Source organism: candidate division KSB1 bacterium, from assembly GCA_034506395.1.
GTDB lineage: Bacteria > Zhuqueibacterota > Zhuqueibacteria > Thermofontimicrobiales > Thermofontimicrobiaceae > Thermofontimicrobium.
Window position 1 is genome coordinate 283,300 of the sequence record JAPDPQ010000001.1, and the last position, 16,152, is coordinate 299,451.

Sequence of the window (16,152 nt, forward strand, 5' to 3'; positions counted from 1 at the left end):
GTCAGGATGGAATCTCTGGGTCGGCTGGCATTTGCCTGGCAATTAGCCGAGCTGACCGATAATTCGAAAGCATCTTTTTTACAAGCGGAGCCACGGCAATCATGATCAGCGTCAAGAACAGCAGCGCCAACAAGGAATCGGGAATTTGAAACGCATGTCCGAAGGCAGCTAATAAAAAGAAACGGGGGCCTCGGGACAAGAAGATAGCTAACAGATATTTTTGCACCGGATATTTTGCCAACACGACCAGAAAACGAAGTGGATAAAACGGTATCGGAGTAAATCCCGCCACCCAAAGACAGATAAACGGGTAGCGATTGAAACTTTCGATCAATTTTTGAACCAATCCACTGTAGCGAATTCGATGAAAGCTTTTTAAATCGACAATAAATTGAAAGGTCGAATAGTTGAGCCACTCGGTGAGGACCGTGCTGGATAAAGAGACGATCGTCACAAGCAGCGGCGCATAGAACTTGCTGAAATAGAGAAAGACTGGTTCATGGGGCACGGTTGCGATCAGAAACTGCGATGGGAAGCTATATAGGAATAATATCCACAAGTTGCGGCTTGCTCGCATCGCATCATTAGCCACCCAGAACGTGAGCAGGATTGCCACAAAAGCAATCTCAGCTACAAAGATCACGATTCGGGTTTTCGATAGCTGAGCTGAAGCAGGTTTTATAAGATCAGTGGGGCGAATTGATTTGGTCATCTCAATCTTCATTTATTTCACTTGCCCTAAAATGGATCGTTTATACCAGAAGCTGGGGCGCTCGCATGATACCTGTGCAGCCAGTGAATTCATCTTTCTGTTACTCGGACCACCGATCAGATCGAGCGAAGATTATCTTTGATCAAGTATTTTACTGGTTTTTCGCAATTGGATCGGATGCTGGTGTTGCAGGCAGTACAGGTATTGGACTTTAGAAATTTTTCATAGATTTCGTGCTGTTGTTTGTATCTGGTAATAATCAAGCCGCAGGGAGAAAAGGTGCCATCGGGATTGACAATGAAAAATTTCTCGCCAGCTTTGCAATTTGGGATGCCGCCTCGCTCATAAAATTCAATCATCCGATCAAATGTGTACTCAGATGCAAAGAAATTTCGGTACTTGTTTCGCAAGGTCAACAATCGTTTCACGATATCCCGAAATTCACCCAGGTCATTTTGATCTAATAAATAATTCATGTCATTGGTCCTGAGCCAGGTGTAAGTGCTAAAATTGACTGAAACCCCCCATCGTTCCGATAAATCTGCAATTTTGATGAGATCCCGGAAATTATCCCGCTGCACCACACAACTGAGCGTGATTGCCTTGCCATTGCCAGCGCTCAGCTCTTTAACCAGGTTTTCAATGCGGCGAAATAAGCCTTTCACGCCGCGGAATTCATCATGTCGCTCATCGGGATAATCCAGCGAGACAGAGAATTGATCCACACCGGCCTTGCGCAGGGATTCGTAACGTTGCTTCGTAAGCATTAGTCCATTGGTTGTCACGACGATATATGGGGCTCGGTTGGGGCGCTTCATGCTTTGAACGATTTGTTCCAGGTCTTTGCGAAGCAGCGGTTCGCCCCCGGAAATTTGAGCGACCACTGGTTGAATCTCGCGGCATAGCTCCCCGAACCGTTCTGGGCTGGCTAATTGCTCGTCTTTAATAATCCCCCCAAGATGACAATGCTTGCAGTGCGCGTTGCAGCTATAAGTGACTTCAAAAGAAACCGTCAACGGTCGTCTCGTAAAGAAATTTCTCACGCCTCGTTTAGCAAGCGATAGGGCACGAACTAAATTCGTCATAGAAGTTTTTCCCTTAAATTTGTCTTAACCGATATAGCCGATAAACCGAATAGGATTTGACTATGATGAGACCCGTTGCATAAAGACTTATTACAAAACTGAGTTGCGGTAGCAGGATGAGGCAAAGGGTGACCACGCTTGAATTGGAGAATTTTCCTCCAGGGCTATAATTCAATAAATAGACGATGCGATCCACCTTATAGAAATAGTTCGGCGAGATGATGTCATATTTGATGAACTGATAACTAAGATAAAAATCAATAAATGCATAATCGATCAGATACAACGTTGCTGGCAAATAAAGCTGCGGCCGAAAGTGGAGAAACAGCACGTAGAAGAAAATGATCTCTAGCCGATCGGCAATAATATCGATCTCCGCCCCCAAAATTGTCTCTTGTCTGAGCGACCTAGCATAAAACCCATCGATGAAATCACCCAGCCAATGAACGAAAAAACCGACCAGGCAGCAAGTGAAGCTTTGCTCCAGAATGGCTAACACGAAAAACCAAAGAGAGCAAATTAATCGTAAGAGTGTCAGAATATTGGCCTCGCTATAAAAGCTTTGAGGCTTGAGGGGCTTCCCCAATGAAAACTTCAAGCGGCTCGCTCTTTCCAATAAATTTGTTTTTTTTGTCCACCTTTTTGTTGTCGTTAATTAGAATTGATTACCAAGTTACACAAATTTCATGAGAATGTCAAGCGTTTTATCAATTGCTTTTTTGAGGGACATATCTTAACGCTCGAATCAGTTTTATGAAGAGACCAACGAGGAACGGGATGGAGATCAATAAAATTAGCAAGGTGACCAGATATTTATTGGGGATCTGAAAGGATTCACCTACTTGAGCAAGCAGATAATAACGAACCCACTTGCCAGTTGAAATGGCTGCCAAATATTTATGCAGCGGATAACGAATGACGATTGCGGTTAAATAAAAAGGATCGAGGGGAAGCGGCCATAGACTAGTAAATGTGAGGATAAAAAACGCCGATCGACTGAATACCGTTGTTAATCGTTGAAATAAACGGCTAGCCTCAATCTTTTCTTGCAGCTCGGTCTTGGAAAACAGCCAGGTAAGCAGATAATACTCCCCAAGAGAGGCAATAGTGTTCCCCAGCGCGCCGAGCAAGGCCACAAGCCAGGGATCAAACATTTTACCCATGCCAATGACGTATGGCGGAGTTGGAAGTGGTACAATGGTACACGCTATACTCATATAGAGCAAATAACCAGCTAACTTGCCTAATTGGCTGCCGTTGAAATAAAGGTAGCTCACTACAATCGTCACAATAATACCGAAGATTCGGATAACCGCTAATTTGGTCTTATTCTCAATTCTGCTGCCATAATTCATTTAGACTGCCTCGTTCCTGTTCCGCCCATGATGAGCGCTGAAACGAATTTTCCGCTTAGCGCCCCTTCATCGCAGTGTCCTGCAATTGCATGGCATTAATGCTTCTCAAGTGAATAACTCAACGATCCCTTTGGTAAATATGGGCAAGAACTGAGCAGTGCGCATTTTTATATTTTGTAAGAGGGAAAAAATCGCCTTTATATTTTTGGCGATCTGATAAGAGATCCAACGCTACTGGAAGAAGCAGCTTGAAAACCGAAATGGTTTGAGTTGCAAATGAGCAGGACGGACTTCTGGAGATTTATGTTTCATTTCAAATTTGATAGCGCAGACAAATGACGACTCCCCTGCCTGGAGAATAAACCCCGGAGCCATGCTCTTTATAAGTTTCATTAAAAATATTTTCGAGGATACATGTGAACATCAACCGAGATGACATTTGGCCATTCAAGCGGATGTTGAAGGTTTTCCATCCTGGTGTCCCTCCGTATGGGATGCGATTATCCTCGATGTCTCGGCTGGAAAGCCGGTTCTGTTTATCGGCCGCGCGAATATAAGCTTCGATATTTAATTTAGGGACAGGCCAATATTGAATCCCTGCCAATCCCATCAGCGGCGGGATTCGGCTCAACGGTTCATTGAAACTCAGGTCTTGGCCATAGGTCCAAAATGCCCAGCCTCGCAGGTTCCAGCGTGGAGAGAGCTGAATTGTACCTTCCAACTCCCAGCCAGCGATATATCCTTTCGCGACATTTCTTCGGAGAAAGATATTGGCCTCACCCGCATCGCGATAGCCATTTTCATTTTCATCATAAAAATCCAAGCCCTGATAAGTGCCGCGATATCGATCGATCAAATCCACAACCCGATTATAAAAAACAAACAGAGAACCATGCCATCGGGGTTGATTGATTTTGGCCCCGAGTTCAAAATTATGACTTTTCTCTGGCGATAATCCCGGACTGGGCGCATCGACCCCTGCATTGGAGACCTTAAGCACCACTGTATCGTTAAAATTCGGCGCACGAAACCCTTTGGCATATCGAGCGATTAGATTCAACCACAACGCCGGCTTGTAACTAATCCCAAAGGTGCCGGTCCAATCGTGATAGTCATCCCTAAATTCGCCAAAGGGCGCTTCTAAATTCGAGAATATCGCCATATAACTCCATCTGATCCCGAGATTGATATCGAGCTGGGGATTGAATACCACGTTATCATTGAAAAACAGCCCCAATGATCGATAGCGAGAGCCATTGGGATAATCGCCGCGCAGGGATCGAATGTCCCCATCACGTTGCTGGATCCGTTGGCTTTTCAGCCGATCGCTATAAAATTCATACCCATAACTGAACACATGACGGTTCCGCCACACCGAGTTCAGTTGAAGGTAGGAGCCATAAGTAGTCAGATCGTTTCGGTTGCGGGTGATAGTGCTTGTGCCCGTCTTCTGTTCCAAAGTCCCCTCTTGCTCTAATTGATAGGACCAATTCCACCTGGCCGCAGTTAGCCACCTGGATCTGACTGGCTGGGATCGGAGCGTCAGCGCCACCAAATACCTGTCTTGGGGATCGTAAAAATAGGTTTGGTATTCTCCAGGAAGAAATTCTTTCGTGACATATTTATCAAACCTTGGGACTTTTTCCTGTTGGACAGTTAGCGCATCGAACTCCAGTAGTGTTGTGGAGTTAACAAACCAGCCCAATTTGAAATTAGCGTCGCGCTCCTGATAGCCAGTCGGTCGTTGCTTTCCAATCTCGCTTCCCGCAGTCAGATCGCCAAATTTCTTCGCTCCCAATCCTATCATTAGTGCCAACTTATCCCGATAGCGTTTCCATTCGCCATAAAGCAAACGAGCTTGATCTGCCGAACCGTAGCGAGTTGAAATCATGCAATTGGAACGGTCTAAGGTATCGGGATCGAATGAGAGCTCTGAAATCATATTCACCACACCGCCGATCGCATCGGAACCGTACATCACCGAGCCAGGCCCTTTGGTGACCTCGATCCGATCTAGAGTCTCCACATTGATGGTGTTCATATATTGGTTGGCACCAAAGCGAAAGGTTGGCTTGTTCAAACGGATACCGTTATAGAGGAGCAGCACATCTTTTCCGATCATTCCTCGAATAATTGGAGCACCATGACCAGCCGTGGTCTTTTGGACAAGTACTCCAGGAATCTCCCTTAGCACATCGGCAGTATTCGGCGAAGGTCGAGCTGCAATTCTATCTCGCGTGGCAATCGTCACCTGCATTTGGCTCTTAAAAACTGTCTCCACATGTCGACTCGCTGTGGACGTCACTTCGGCAAGCTTGATTACCCTCGGGATCAACAAAATATTGAGCTTTTTGCTCTCGCCAGGTCTCAATTTGAGCGGGATAATTTTTGATTGATAGCCGATGTGGCTAACAACCAATAATTGTGAGCCCGTAGGGGCTTTCTCTATGGCAAACCGACCATGCTCATCCGAACTGGCGCCGATATCGCTGGTTTTAAAATAGAGATTGGCGTTGGCAACTGGCAATTGCGAAGTTTCATCGATCACCCACCCAAAGATCTGACAATGATCTGTGGGAAACTCAGCGCTCAACGCCTGATTGAGCGACCCAAAAGCCAAGTTGAAAAAGAATATAAAATAAATATTCGATAATTTGGTTTCACTTCTCAATCTCGAAAACATCCTTGCTCCCTCTTGGATTCCTTATCGCTTTTGACATTGGAAAAGAAAAACTGGAATACCTAAAATTATCCAGATCACTTATCAAAACTTCTACCTTCATTCCTGCATTTGCTCTTTAAAAAAAGGCTCCCCTTTTAAATCAGAATCGAGCTGGTCTTCTTAATTCGAATTCCCACTTTGTGGGCGCTTATCATCTTAGGGTCGATCTTGAACTCGTTGAATCATTCGATTCAAATCTGGGAGCAACGTGCTATCGCGTTTGGCAGCTTCCAAGCGCTTGAGATTTACAATATTGGAATCTCGTTTGAATAGGTAATAATGCGCATCGATGAACGACCGCATCAGCTCGCGATCGACCAAAGCCCGATATTCATAAACGCGGTTGCGTTGGTTTTGAGGACTCATTTCGATCAAAACGCCGAACGCATTGAACTCGTTTCTTGGAGAGACAATCTTGCGACTCACCAGCCCTTTACGCGCCATTCCCTCCAGCAATTGATTTAAATCCATCATAGTGATATTTAACACGGTATCCAGACAAGAATAGATCGTCGTATCCTGCACATCTGGTTTTGCCCAGAGCACTTCCAGGACCGCCATCTCAGCTCGGTTGGGCAAGAAATAATGGCGAAACGGCAACGGTTTTGGCTGAGGATCTTGGAGATCACTGGTTGTTATGGGCACAAGCATGGTCGAAGATTCGAAATAATTATATCGATCCGGTGGTTTATGAAAGGCGTCATAATTAGTCCATTCCTCAGGACGAGCCGATCGATAATGGCTGCGAATATCGAAATAGATGTTCTGCTGATCACCCTTGAGTGATGGCAATCGCGGCAATGTTGGAGCTAGCAACTGAGGCCTCTTTCTCAAAACAATTGACGTCTTTGATGTGTCGATTCGCAAGGTATCGGAGAAAAATTTGGGAGGATCGCTTGATTGGCTCTGCCCCAGACAGATAAGCAAAGGGTGAAGAAGCAGCATGAAAATAAATTTTTTCATATCAATCCTGATCCGTATTTATTTGAACCGCTTCGTCGGATAAAACTCCGCTCCCGCTTTTCAAAACACCATCGCCTTTGTGTATGCACTGGTAACGATCGGCTTTTCCGATTGGTTTGGTTCATTTATGAGGCTCCAATAGAAAATAGCATCCATATATTTCTATACAACCAGCTTCTAAATCCAACCAAAAACATATGTCCATCTGCACCTTTTGACCCAAATTTACATCTAATTTTTAAACCAAAATTGCAAATCTTAGTTCAAAGTATAAAGCAAAAATTTGAAAGGATAACTTTATGGAAATGGAAATTGTTTTCCCTGGTGGCAAAAAGGTCGATGCGATATTTAATGGTTTTCGGATTAAAACTGATCAACCGAAAATGAGCGGAGGCGAAGGTTCTGCCCCAGCGCCGTTCGATCTCTTTTTGGCTTCAATTGGAACTTGTGCTGGCATCTATGTCTTGGGTTTCTGTCAGCAGCGTGGGTTACCGACTGAGGGTTTGAAGATCATTCAGCGCATAGAATATGATCCCATGAAACGCGGTATCGGGGCCATCGCGCTCGAAATCCAACTTCCGCCAAATTTCCCTGAACAGTATAAAGATGCTGTCATTCGTTCGGCGGAATTATGTGCAGTAAAAAAGCACATCCAAGATCCACCCGAGTTTAAGATTTACACGAAAACAGCCCATAAGTCATAATTGCTTCAGAGAGACTTGAGAGGATGTAATGACCATGCGATTGAGAAAATGAGGACGAGGATGGGATTAAGCGGGAATGATTTATTCCGCCCATCTTCGAACAATCTCAAATCAAGAATTCACCCCCTGATGATTGCTCAATTATTGTAATGAGTCTTATTGATAAATCTTGCTGAATTTCTATTTTCTGATTCCCAGCAATATGAGGAGGCGATTTTGAAATTACAAGCTGTCCTATTTGATCTTGATAACACGCTCATCTTGTTCGAAGAACTGGTTTTTTTCAAGCATTATAGCCAGAAACTTTATGCTGCATTTGCTGACCTGATGACCCCTCAGGAATTTTCTGGGCGGCTGATCCATTCAACACAAATGATGATTCAGAACAATGGGGAACTCACCAACGCCGAGTTCTTTATTCAGGATTTTGCGAATGGAACTGGCGCCGACGAGCGAGAGTTGTGGCAACGATTCGCTAAATTTTATGAACAAGAGTTTGAACAATTTCAGCCCCTCATGCAACCCCACCCAGATGGCAGGGACGTAATCCAATTTCTCAAAAGTAAAAAATTGAAGATAGTGATCGCCTCTAACCCCATGTTTCCAACTCATGTTCAACTGGCGCGCCTGCGCTGGGCTGGATTGGGCGATATCGAATTCGACCTAATCACCAGTGCTGAGAATACTACCTATGTAAAACCTCGGCTCGAATATTACCAACAAATTTGCGAGCGGATTGCAGTCCCCGCCGATTGTTGCGTCATGGTGGGCAATGACCCGTTCAACGACATGATCGCTGCCAAAATCGGGATGAAAACTTATCTAACGACCGACACGAATCACTTATCGATCGAGCTGAGCCGGGAATTGGCGAAAAATGCAAATTTAGAAATGCCAAAACCAGATTTCAGTGGACCTTTGTCAGGGCTCAAGCAAGCGATCGAACAATTGCTTCAAGAAAAATGAGTTTTTGAACCCCAAGCTTTCAACGCGAGGGATCAGGCTATCGAAAGCGCACAAGGACTTCATCATCTGATACCATAAAGCGAAACCAAAAGCGCAGCGACATTCATAACTATGCCTTAGTTATCGATCTGACTCATTTTTGAAAAATATCAGAGGTAGAGTGGAACCATTGTTCGTTGAATGCACGATCATATTTCAAGAAGGATATGCCTGGATTTGAGTGAATATCGACCGGAAAGAATCAATTTTTGGGTGAACGCTTCTCAATTTTATTTAAATTCAAATACCAACACGCGATCGTTGTCTAACACAAAAACTTGATGTTGGAACGCCGCCACATCAATGGGTTGCTGGAATGAGCCATGTTGATCCGATATTTTCGACCACGTGATCAAAAGCTCGCCATCACTCTTGAACACCGCGATCCGCTTATTGCCCGCGTCAGCGACAAACAGTCGTTTCAATGCATCGAAAAATATCCCTTGCGGCTCCTTCAAAAAATTGGTGCCGATTTCGGTTAAGTAGTTGCCAAAATAATCGAACACCATTACCTTGTTCGCCCGACCGTCCGATACGTAAATGCGATCATCGCGACCGACAGCAAGCTGGATCGGCTGTAATAATCGACCCCGGCCATCCGCCAGCCCTCCGAAGCTGATCTCTGGTATTCCAAACGAATTGAGCTTGAGCACTCTAATATTTTCAGCATCGAGAATAAAAAGCTCGCCGTGGATCGAACTGGCGATGCTTTTTGGATAACCGAATTGCAAGTGGTTTGCCCAATCCTGGTTGGAGTATAACGAAGAAATGTAATTCAAATCTTTATCATAACGCTCAATGCGATGATTATTATAATCGGCGACAAAGATGTCCAGGACAGCGCTGGCATGAATATCAAACGGCGAAAAGAACTGCTCTTTCCCCCATCCAAAGCCGCCGACACTCCGCAATAGACGGCCATTCCGATCAAACTTCAAAATGCGATTATTGCCTGTGTCCGCAATGTAAACGGCTCCAATGAGGTCTACTGATATGCCTCTGGCCCCTTTTAATTGAATGCCCGAGGCACTATCCCCGGCCAAGGTGTAAAGATAAATTGGCTGGGCAATCTGGTCCGTCTGTGCTGAAAGCTCCCAATGGATCATAAACCCGATAGCAATGCCCAACCATAGCAGTTTCTTGCCAATTATCATAATAATTCCTTTTTTCAGACCTTCCTATTATCTTGAACCATCCTCCTGCAATACAAAATACATCTTTCTGTCCAAATAAGCAACATTAAATTTTGGCAGATGTGAAAGAGGCATAGCCAATTGTCTTATTGTCCATAAATGAAGGAAAACATAGAGTCACCGATTTTGAGCTATGCATCCAATATCCTCGTCTTTCATCTTGCTAAGCTTCTCTCTTCCAAGGTAATTCTGTCACTTCTTGAGGAAGAAACTGCAAGTCCTTTCTCACAAAACGGAGATGCATAGAAAAAATTTTCGAAGAATTTTGACGCAATTGATCTATTTAAATTTCCACCAGCTCCCACCACACTGCTGAAAATTCATCAAGGAATTTTTAGGGACCTTTATTTCTTGAGTGGAATTTGTAAATTGGCATTTCTGTGCGATTCCAATTCCCTAAAAAAGAAGTAACTAGCTGCCTCAAGTCAAAGTTGCAAGCCCAATGGCAAGACAAGAAAACCCCAATCACCGCAGCGATTGCTTGCCTCAGAACTGATTGGAACTTGCACGACAGTGTGCGGAGTATAATTGGTCGAAAAATAAGTCATTTAAAAATCGCTGGTCTTATGATTTCCAAACGACTTCATTTTACTGGCAGCCTCGGTTTCAAACTCAGCGCATTGTTGGACCTTCCGGATCGCGGCGACCCGCTGGTATATGCGATCTTTGCCCATTGTTTTACTTGTAACAAAAATTATAAGATTCTGAACCATGTGAACCAAGCTTTAACCGATCATAACATCGGAGTCCTCCGATTTGATTTTACAGGGCTGGGGGCCAGCCAGGGAAGCTTCGCTGATACCAATTTCTCGTCCAATGTGGGCGATATTTTAGCGGCTGCTGAATTTTTAGACCTGAATTATCATTCTCCCCAACTGCTGATCGGCCATTCTTTCGGCGGGGCGGCTGTGATCCATACGGCCCCAAAGATTTATTCCTGTGCGGCTGTGGTGACCATCGCTACACCAGCGGATGTTTCATCAATTCGGGCGATCTTATTAAGCAAACGGATCGAGCTGGAGCGAAACGGATTCGCCACGTTCAGTATCTCTGGAAGGGAATTTCTGATCGGTCGACAGTTTTTGGACGATCTCGAACAAATCGATTTTGCTCAATCGGTCAGAAATTTAAATAAGCCAATCCTAATTTGCCATTCACCCCAGGACGAATTGGTCGACATTCAAGAGGCTTATCGATTGTTAAATTTGGCTAATCACCCCAAAAGCTTACTGTCGCTCGATCGCGCCGATCATTTGGTCTCAAATGAAAAGGATGGCAAATATCTCGGTTCTGTTATAGCCGCCTGGGCACAAAAGTACATTCATCTTCCTTCATCATCTAACTGAAAGGGGTCATTATGAAAAAATCGGGTTTGATCTATGGTTCGTCTTTGCTGCTGGGGTTAATGCTCCTGGCAATTCTAGTTTTTCGGTGCGCCACATTGCAGCAGATTGCAAATATCCAGCAACCGGTAGTCAACATAGAGAGAGTGAGATTTACCGGTATGAGCTTTGAGTCGCTGGACCTGGCGTTTGATCTGAAAATCACTAATCCAAATCCGATTTCCGCTACATTGGCCGGTTTCGATTACGATTTTCAAATCGGCGATGCTTCTTTTTTGCGCGGCAATCAGGAAAAACAACTCACGCTCCAAGCACGAGGCGAAAGCTTGTTAGAGATCCCTCTTACTCTCAACTTCAAAGATCTTTATAACACATTCCAGACACTAAAAAATCAGGATAGCTCCGCCTATAAATTGATCTGTGGGCTATCATTCAATCTCCCAGTTCTGGGTCCTACGCGGATCCCAGTCAGCAAATCGGGCAGTCTTCCGAATCTTAAGCTACCAGACATCTCCATCAGCTCGTTGAAGCTGAACAAAATATCACTCACTTCCGCAGATTTGGAACTGAAATTAAACTTGAAAAACGCCAACACTTTCAGCTTGCTACTGAGTCAATTGGATTACGATTTTGCAGTGAATGGAAAGACCTGGGTGAAGGGGCTAACTCAGAAACAAATGGAGGTCAAGGAAAAAGCAGCAAGCATCATCTCCATCCCCATTACGCTCAATTTTCTGGAAATGGGATCCGCCATTTATCAAATGGTTACTGGGAATCAAAAGCTCAATTATCAATTGAAGGGCAATGTTGATTTAAAATCTTCGTTGCCATTATTGGGCCAGGTAAAGTTGCCATTGGATCATGTGGGAGAAATAAGCATTTCGCGATAGTTCGATCTTTCATAGCAACGAGAAAATCATTCAACTTGAAAATTGGCTCCGCTTCTCCCATGCGCCTCTCATTTTACAGGCTGGTGAGAAAGGGAGAAACCCGGCTTCTCTCCGCTCCGTCGACTGGCAGATCTGTTCAGTTTTTAGAGGCCTGAAATAAAACGGTTGGTCCCTGATCGGACTGCCAGTCTACGGAGGGATCTGTCCCAAATGAGTATTGAATTCTAAAGCTGCGGAGCTTTATCCCAAATGATATTTGCGCAGAATGCAGTCGGCAAGGGGTTTTCATCCAATTTCCTTGGCGATGGTCTATGGAAAAAATGAGTGGCTTGACCCGAGAAAACTGAAAACCTCTATGTCCAGTTGCATAAATTTGGGACGCTTTTTCAAGTTAAGGACTAACTGATTCCCTCCGTTGGGTCGGCTGCACACGATCTGAAGTCAATTTCGTGCAACCATGGCAACCAGCACGCCAACTATCAAAGCCACGCTACAGCCAAGGAAGACGTACCATGGCCAGAAAAAATGCAGCGGTTGAACGAAGCGGATCAATGAAACGAAGCCGATCAAGAGCACAGATAAAATCATTTGCTCGCGCCGGTCGTTCAGTTTCATGAAAATCCAGATGAAAGCGATCACCAACACAATGAGGATCGCATATTTTGGAATACCTGTAAAATTTCTGGCTGAGATAATGATCCAGGACATGAAGAAAATGGCGCTCCATTGAGCGATGAGCGCAGCGTTTTCCTTGACATGCCTGAAGAATACTCCGAGCAGAAATGTGCCCAACAACCCACCATAAGTGAATGAAGCGATTTCGAGGCCCAGTTCGACCACTGGATTGGTTTTATCTTTGAACAACATGGCCCCGCCAATGAACACAAATCCCCAAACAGCTGTCATCAGCCGAGAAATAAATAGGTCTTTTCTTGGAGCGTTTCCCTTGCCAAAACGTGTTTTATAGATATCCAGCACCGAAGAAGATGCAAGAGAATTCATCGAGCCGCTCAAGGTGGACATGGCTGCGGCAAAAATCCCTGCGATAATGAGTCCAGAAAGACCTGGCGGCAAGGCTTCAACGATAAATTTGGGAAAAATTTCATCGGAGCTTGTGACAAAACTGCTCCCATCGCCCACTGGTTGAGCGTGATAAAAAGCATAAAGCATCAGGCCAATGGTAAGAAATATGGCGAACTGTACCATCACCAAAACACCGCTGGTGATGAGCGCCTTCTGGCTATCCCGTAAATTATTGCAGGTCAACAATCGTTGCACAATGAGCTGATCCGTTCCATGAGAGGCCATTGATAGGAACATTCCGCCTACAAGGCTGGTGATGAAATGATAACCGGACTGAAAGAACGTACGCCAGTCGCCGTTCCAGGAGAAATTGAAAAGCTGAAATTTATTCTCTGGCTGAGCAGCGGCAACCACATCCTGCCAGCCATTGGGCAGATGCTGTAGCAGAAAAACTCCCGCAACAATTGCACCGCCGAGGTAGATTACCATCTGAATCACATCAATCCAAACTACAGCGCGAATCCCACCCAAATAAGTATAGACCACTGTCAAAAATCCGATGACGGCAATAGAAACTGGATAGCTCCATCCGGTAATCACTGAGAGCGGAATGGCTGTTGCGAACAATCGGACACCATCGGCCAGCAGTCGAGTAATCTGGAATATGACTGAAGAAAAATTTCGCATTCGCTGTCCAAACCGACCACCTAAAAATTCGTAAGCGGTAGCCAATTCGCCTTTATAATAGGCTGGTAAGAAGACGAAACTAACGATAATGCGCCCCAGAATGTAGCCGAACGTGAGCTGAAGAAAATTCAGGTTGCTCACATAAGCAATGCCGGGGATGCTAATAAAAGTCAGCGTGCTGGTTTCAGTGGCGACCACTGAGAAGCACACCGCCCACCAAGGCAAGTTGCGACCACCCAAAAAATAATCCCGAGTATCCTTTTGAAATTTTCCAAACCAAGAGCCCAGAACTGTCACACCAATCAAGTAGAAAAGCAAAATACCATAATCCAGCGGGGTAAATCCCATGTCCACTCCTTGTTCGTTTTAAGATCTGACCGTCTGCTTACGCTGAAGTTGCGAAGCACAAGGGAATTCGGTTCTAAAAATTAATTTGAAAAGTTCAGTTTTTTATCTATCCCAAGCAAAAGTAGCTCATTGATCAGCCAAAATCTCTATCGAGCATGACTTGCGCAGATTAACGATGTGTCCGCTTTTTTTGATATGATGCAAAAGGAGTTCATGAACTGCATCAGCCATGAAAAACGAACGTCCTTACTCAATTTTGAACCTAATAAGATAAAAATAAAACGTCAAAAAGCAAGGGGAATTTGCAGGGATCCGATTGGGCGAGTACCCGCATTAATTGATAATTTTATGAAATAGCGAAAAAAGGTATTGACAAAATCTGCGAAAAGCATTATATTTTACTCCCAAAATTGATACCACAGGTAGAAATAATTAGACCGACCGTATCCCCACTGATAGTTTGCCGTCCTCTGGATTGATCAGCGAACAGAAGCTGAGATGATTGTTGATGATTGCTGTGTTATGCGAGAAGTATGTAGAATGAATTTATAGATAGAAAGAATGAATTTTCAAATGGAGTGAACAACTATGATGACAATTGACAAGAAAAAAGGTATTATAGCCATTCTTACGGGCGGCGGCGATGTCCCGGGGCTGAACCCGGCGATTCGGGCGATCACCATTCGGGCGTTGCGTGAAGGCTTCCAAGTTATCGGTATTCGCCGAGGCTGGGCTGGGATGATCGATATTATTCCAGATAAAGATGCCGACAACAGCGAGAATTTCATGGTTTTGACTGAAGAGATAGTGAACAAAGTTGGCCGAACTGGTGGCACTTTTCTTCATACATCTCGAACCCGTCCCAGTCATGTTCCGTTAGATGCAGTCCCTGCACATCTCAAAGACAAGTATCATGACAAAGTGAATGATTTAACTCCAGAGGTGTTGAAGAATCTGGATTTCCTCGGGGTAGATTATCTAATTCCGATCGGCGGCGATGACACCTTGAGCTATGGAGTTCGACTGCATGACGAAGGAGTGAAAGTGATTGCAATCCCTAAAACCATGGATAATGATGTCCCAGGAACTGATTATTGCATCGGCTTCAGCACCTGCGTCACCCGGACCATTGAGATGACCCATCGATTGCGGACCTCAGCCGGATCGCATGAGCGCATTTTGGTCATCGAGGTGTTCGGCCGTTATGCGGGCTTCACCGCCTTATTGCCCACAATGGCCGGTGCGGCGAATCGCTGCGTCATCCCAGAGTACGAATTCGATATCGAGCGGTTGATCGAACTGTTGGTCGCAGATCGGTTTACGAACCCCAGCCACTATTCTGTTGTATTGGTCTCCGAAGGGGCAAAATTCAAAGGCATGAACGAGATGGTCTATCAAAGTCATGAAACCGACGCTTATGGCCATAAAAAATTAGGTGGCATCGGCGATATCATCTCTGAGAAGATCAAAGAGCTCTCGCCCAAATTTAATAATGGCAAGCGCATCAACGTGATCAATCAGCGACTGGGCTACCTGGTGCGCTGCGGCGACCCCGATGCATTGGATTCCATCGTGCCCATGGCCTACGGTAACCTCGCCTTGGACCTGATCCTCGACGGTGCGCATGGTCGAGTGACCATTTTGAACAACGGCCGTTATGACAATGCCCCCATCGGAGTGGTCACCAGCTTTAAAAAGGTCGTCGATGTCGAGAAATATTACAATACCGATCGATTGCGACCGCACTACAAACGGTTCGAATCCAAACCGCTCTTCATTATGGCAAGCGATTAATTTCGACAAAAATCTCAAAACAAACCTCCCGATGCTGATCTTTCAGCCTCGGGATTTTTTTTTGCCTATTGCGAATTCAAACGATACATAATTATGTTTAGCAACAATACTCAGAATTTTTATGCCTCAATTTTGTGGTTATCTCAATCCTATGAGAGAAATCTATCAGTTCTCCATGGAAATGAAATCCCCCAAAGATGGGTTAAAACTTTTTCGGAATTAAAAGCAATCAAAAAAAGCTATTGAGCATCTTTCAGTAGAATGAGCGATAAAACTTTGGACTGCGGAGTCAAAAGGATGCGCTCGACAATCTTATTCACCATTTCTC

General features: G+C 44.7%; 13 protein-coding genes. 5 read left to right on the forward strand and 8 right to left on the reverse strand.

The genetic code is table 11. The annotated features are described in order from the left end of the window. Position 1 precedes the first annotated feature (1 nt). From ONB37_01105 to ONB37_01130, 6 genes are all read right to left on the reverse strand, one after another. On the reverse strand, positions 2-712 hold the full coding sequence (locus ONB37_01105) for a VTT domain-containing protein (protein MDZ7398738.1): 711 nt from the start codon (positions 710-712) through the stop codon (positions 2-4). Positions 713-828: 116 nt separating this feature from the next. Beyond that, positions 829-1,797, reverse strand: a complete 969-nt coding sequence (locus ONB37_01110) for a radical SAM protein (protein MDZ7398739.1) — start codon at positions 1,795-1,797, stop codon at positions 829-831. A 13-nt stretch (positions 1,798-1,810) separates the two neighbouring features. Beyond that, on the reverse strand, positions 1,811-2,395 hold the full coding sequence (locus tag ONB37_01115) for a CDP-alcohol phosphatidyltransferase family protein (protein ID MDZ7398740.1): 585 nt from the start codon (positions 2,393-2,395) through the stop codon (positions 1,811-1,813). A 109-nt stretch (positions 2,396-2,504) separates the two neighbouring features. Then, complete coding sequence (locus ONB37_01120; GenBank protein MDZ7398741.1) at positions 2,505-3,152, reverse strand: VTT domain-containing protein; 648 nt, start codon at positions 3,150-3,152, stop codon at positions 2,505-2,507. 313 nt (positions 3,153-3,465) lie between these two features. Then, on the reverse strand, positions 3,466-5,835 hold the full coding sequence (locus ONB37_01125) for a TonB-dependent receptor (GenBank protein MDZ7398742.1): 2,370 nt from the start codon (positions 5,833-5,835) through the stop codon (positions 3,466-3,468). Between the two features lie 195 nt (positions 5,836-6,030). Beyond that, positions 6,031-6,690 (reverse strand): hypothetical protein, encoded by a 660-nt coding sequence (locus ONB37_01130; protein ID MDZ7398743.1) that lies wholly within the window; start codon positions 6,688-6,690, stop codon positions 6,031-6,033. A gap of 446 nt (positions 6,691-7,136) precedes the next feature. On the opposite strand from ONB37_01130, the gene ONB37_01135 reads away from it, so the two are divergent. Then, positions 7,137-7,541, forward strand: a complete 405-nt coding sequence (locus ONB37_01135; GenBank protein MDZ7398744.1) for an OsmC family protein — start codon at positions 7,137-7,139, stop codon at positions 7,539-7,541. 216 nt (positions 7,542-7,757) lie between these two features. Next, positions 7,758-8,507, forward strand: a complete 750-nt coding sequence (locus ONB37_01140) for an HAD family hydrolase (protein MDZ7398745.1) — start codon at positions 7,758-7,760, stop codon at positions 8,505-8,507. Positions 8,508-8,776: 269 nt separating this feature from the next. Here the strand turns inward: ONB37_01140 and ONB37_01145 are convergent, their stop codons facing one another. Continuing rightward, complete coding sequence (locus ONB37_01145; GenBank protein ID MDZ7398746.1) at positions 8,777-9,700, reverse strand: NHL repeat-containing protein; 924 nt, start codon at positions 9,698-9,700, stop codon at positions 8,777-8,779. A 605-nt stretch (positions 9,701-10,305) separates the two neighbouring features. Here ONB37_01145 and ONB37_01150 point away from each other — a divergent pair. Continuing rightward, the gene (locus ONB37_01150) at positions 10,306-11,085 is read left to right on the forward strand and encodes a lysophospholipase (GenBank protein ID MDZ7398747.1); all 780 of its coding nucleotides are present in this window, start codon (positions 10,306-10,308) and stop codon (positions 11,083-11,085) included. 11 nt (positions 11,086-11,096) lie between these two features. Continuing rightward, positions 11,097-11,972: an LEA type 2 family protein gene (locus ONB37_01155; GenBank protein MDZ7398748.1), complete on the forward strand. Its 876-nt coding sequence runs from the start codon at positions 11,097-11,099 to the stop codon at positions 11,970-11,972. A 441-nt stretch (positions 11,973-12,413) separates the two neighbouring features. Here the strand turns inward: ONB37_01155 and ONB37_01160 are convergent, their stop codons facing one another. Further along, positions 12,414-14,030, reverse strand: coding sequence for a sodium:solute symporter (locus ONB37_01160; protein MDZ7398749.1), 1,617 nt, complete (start codon positions 14,028-14,030; stop codon positions 12,414-12,416). Between the two features lie 588 nt (positions 14,031-14,618). Here ONB37_01160 and ONB37_01165 point away from each other — a divergent pair. Continuing rightward, on the forward strand, positions 14,619-15,824 hold the full coding sequence (locus tag ONB37_01165; GenBank protein ID MDZ7398750.1) for a 6-phosphofructokinase: 1,206 nt from the start codon (positions 14,619-14,621) through the stop codon (positions 15,822-15,824). The last annotated feature ends 328 nt before the right edge of the window (positions 15,825-16,152 follow it).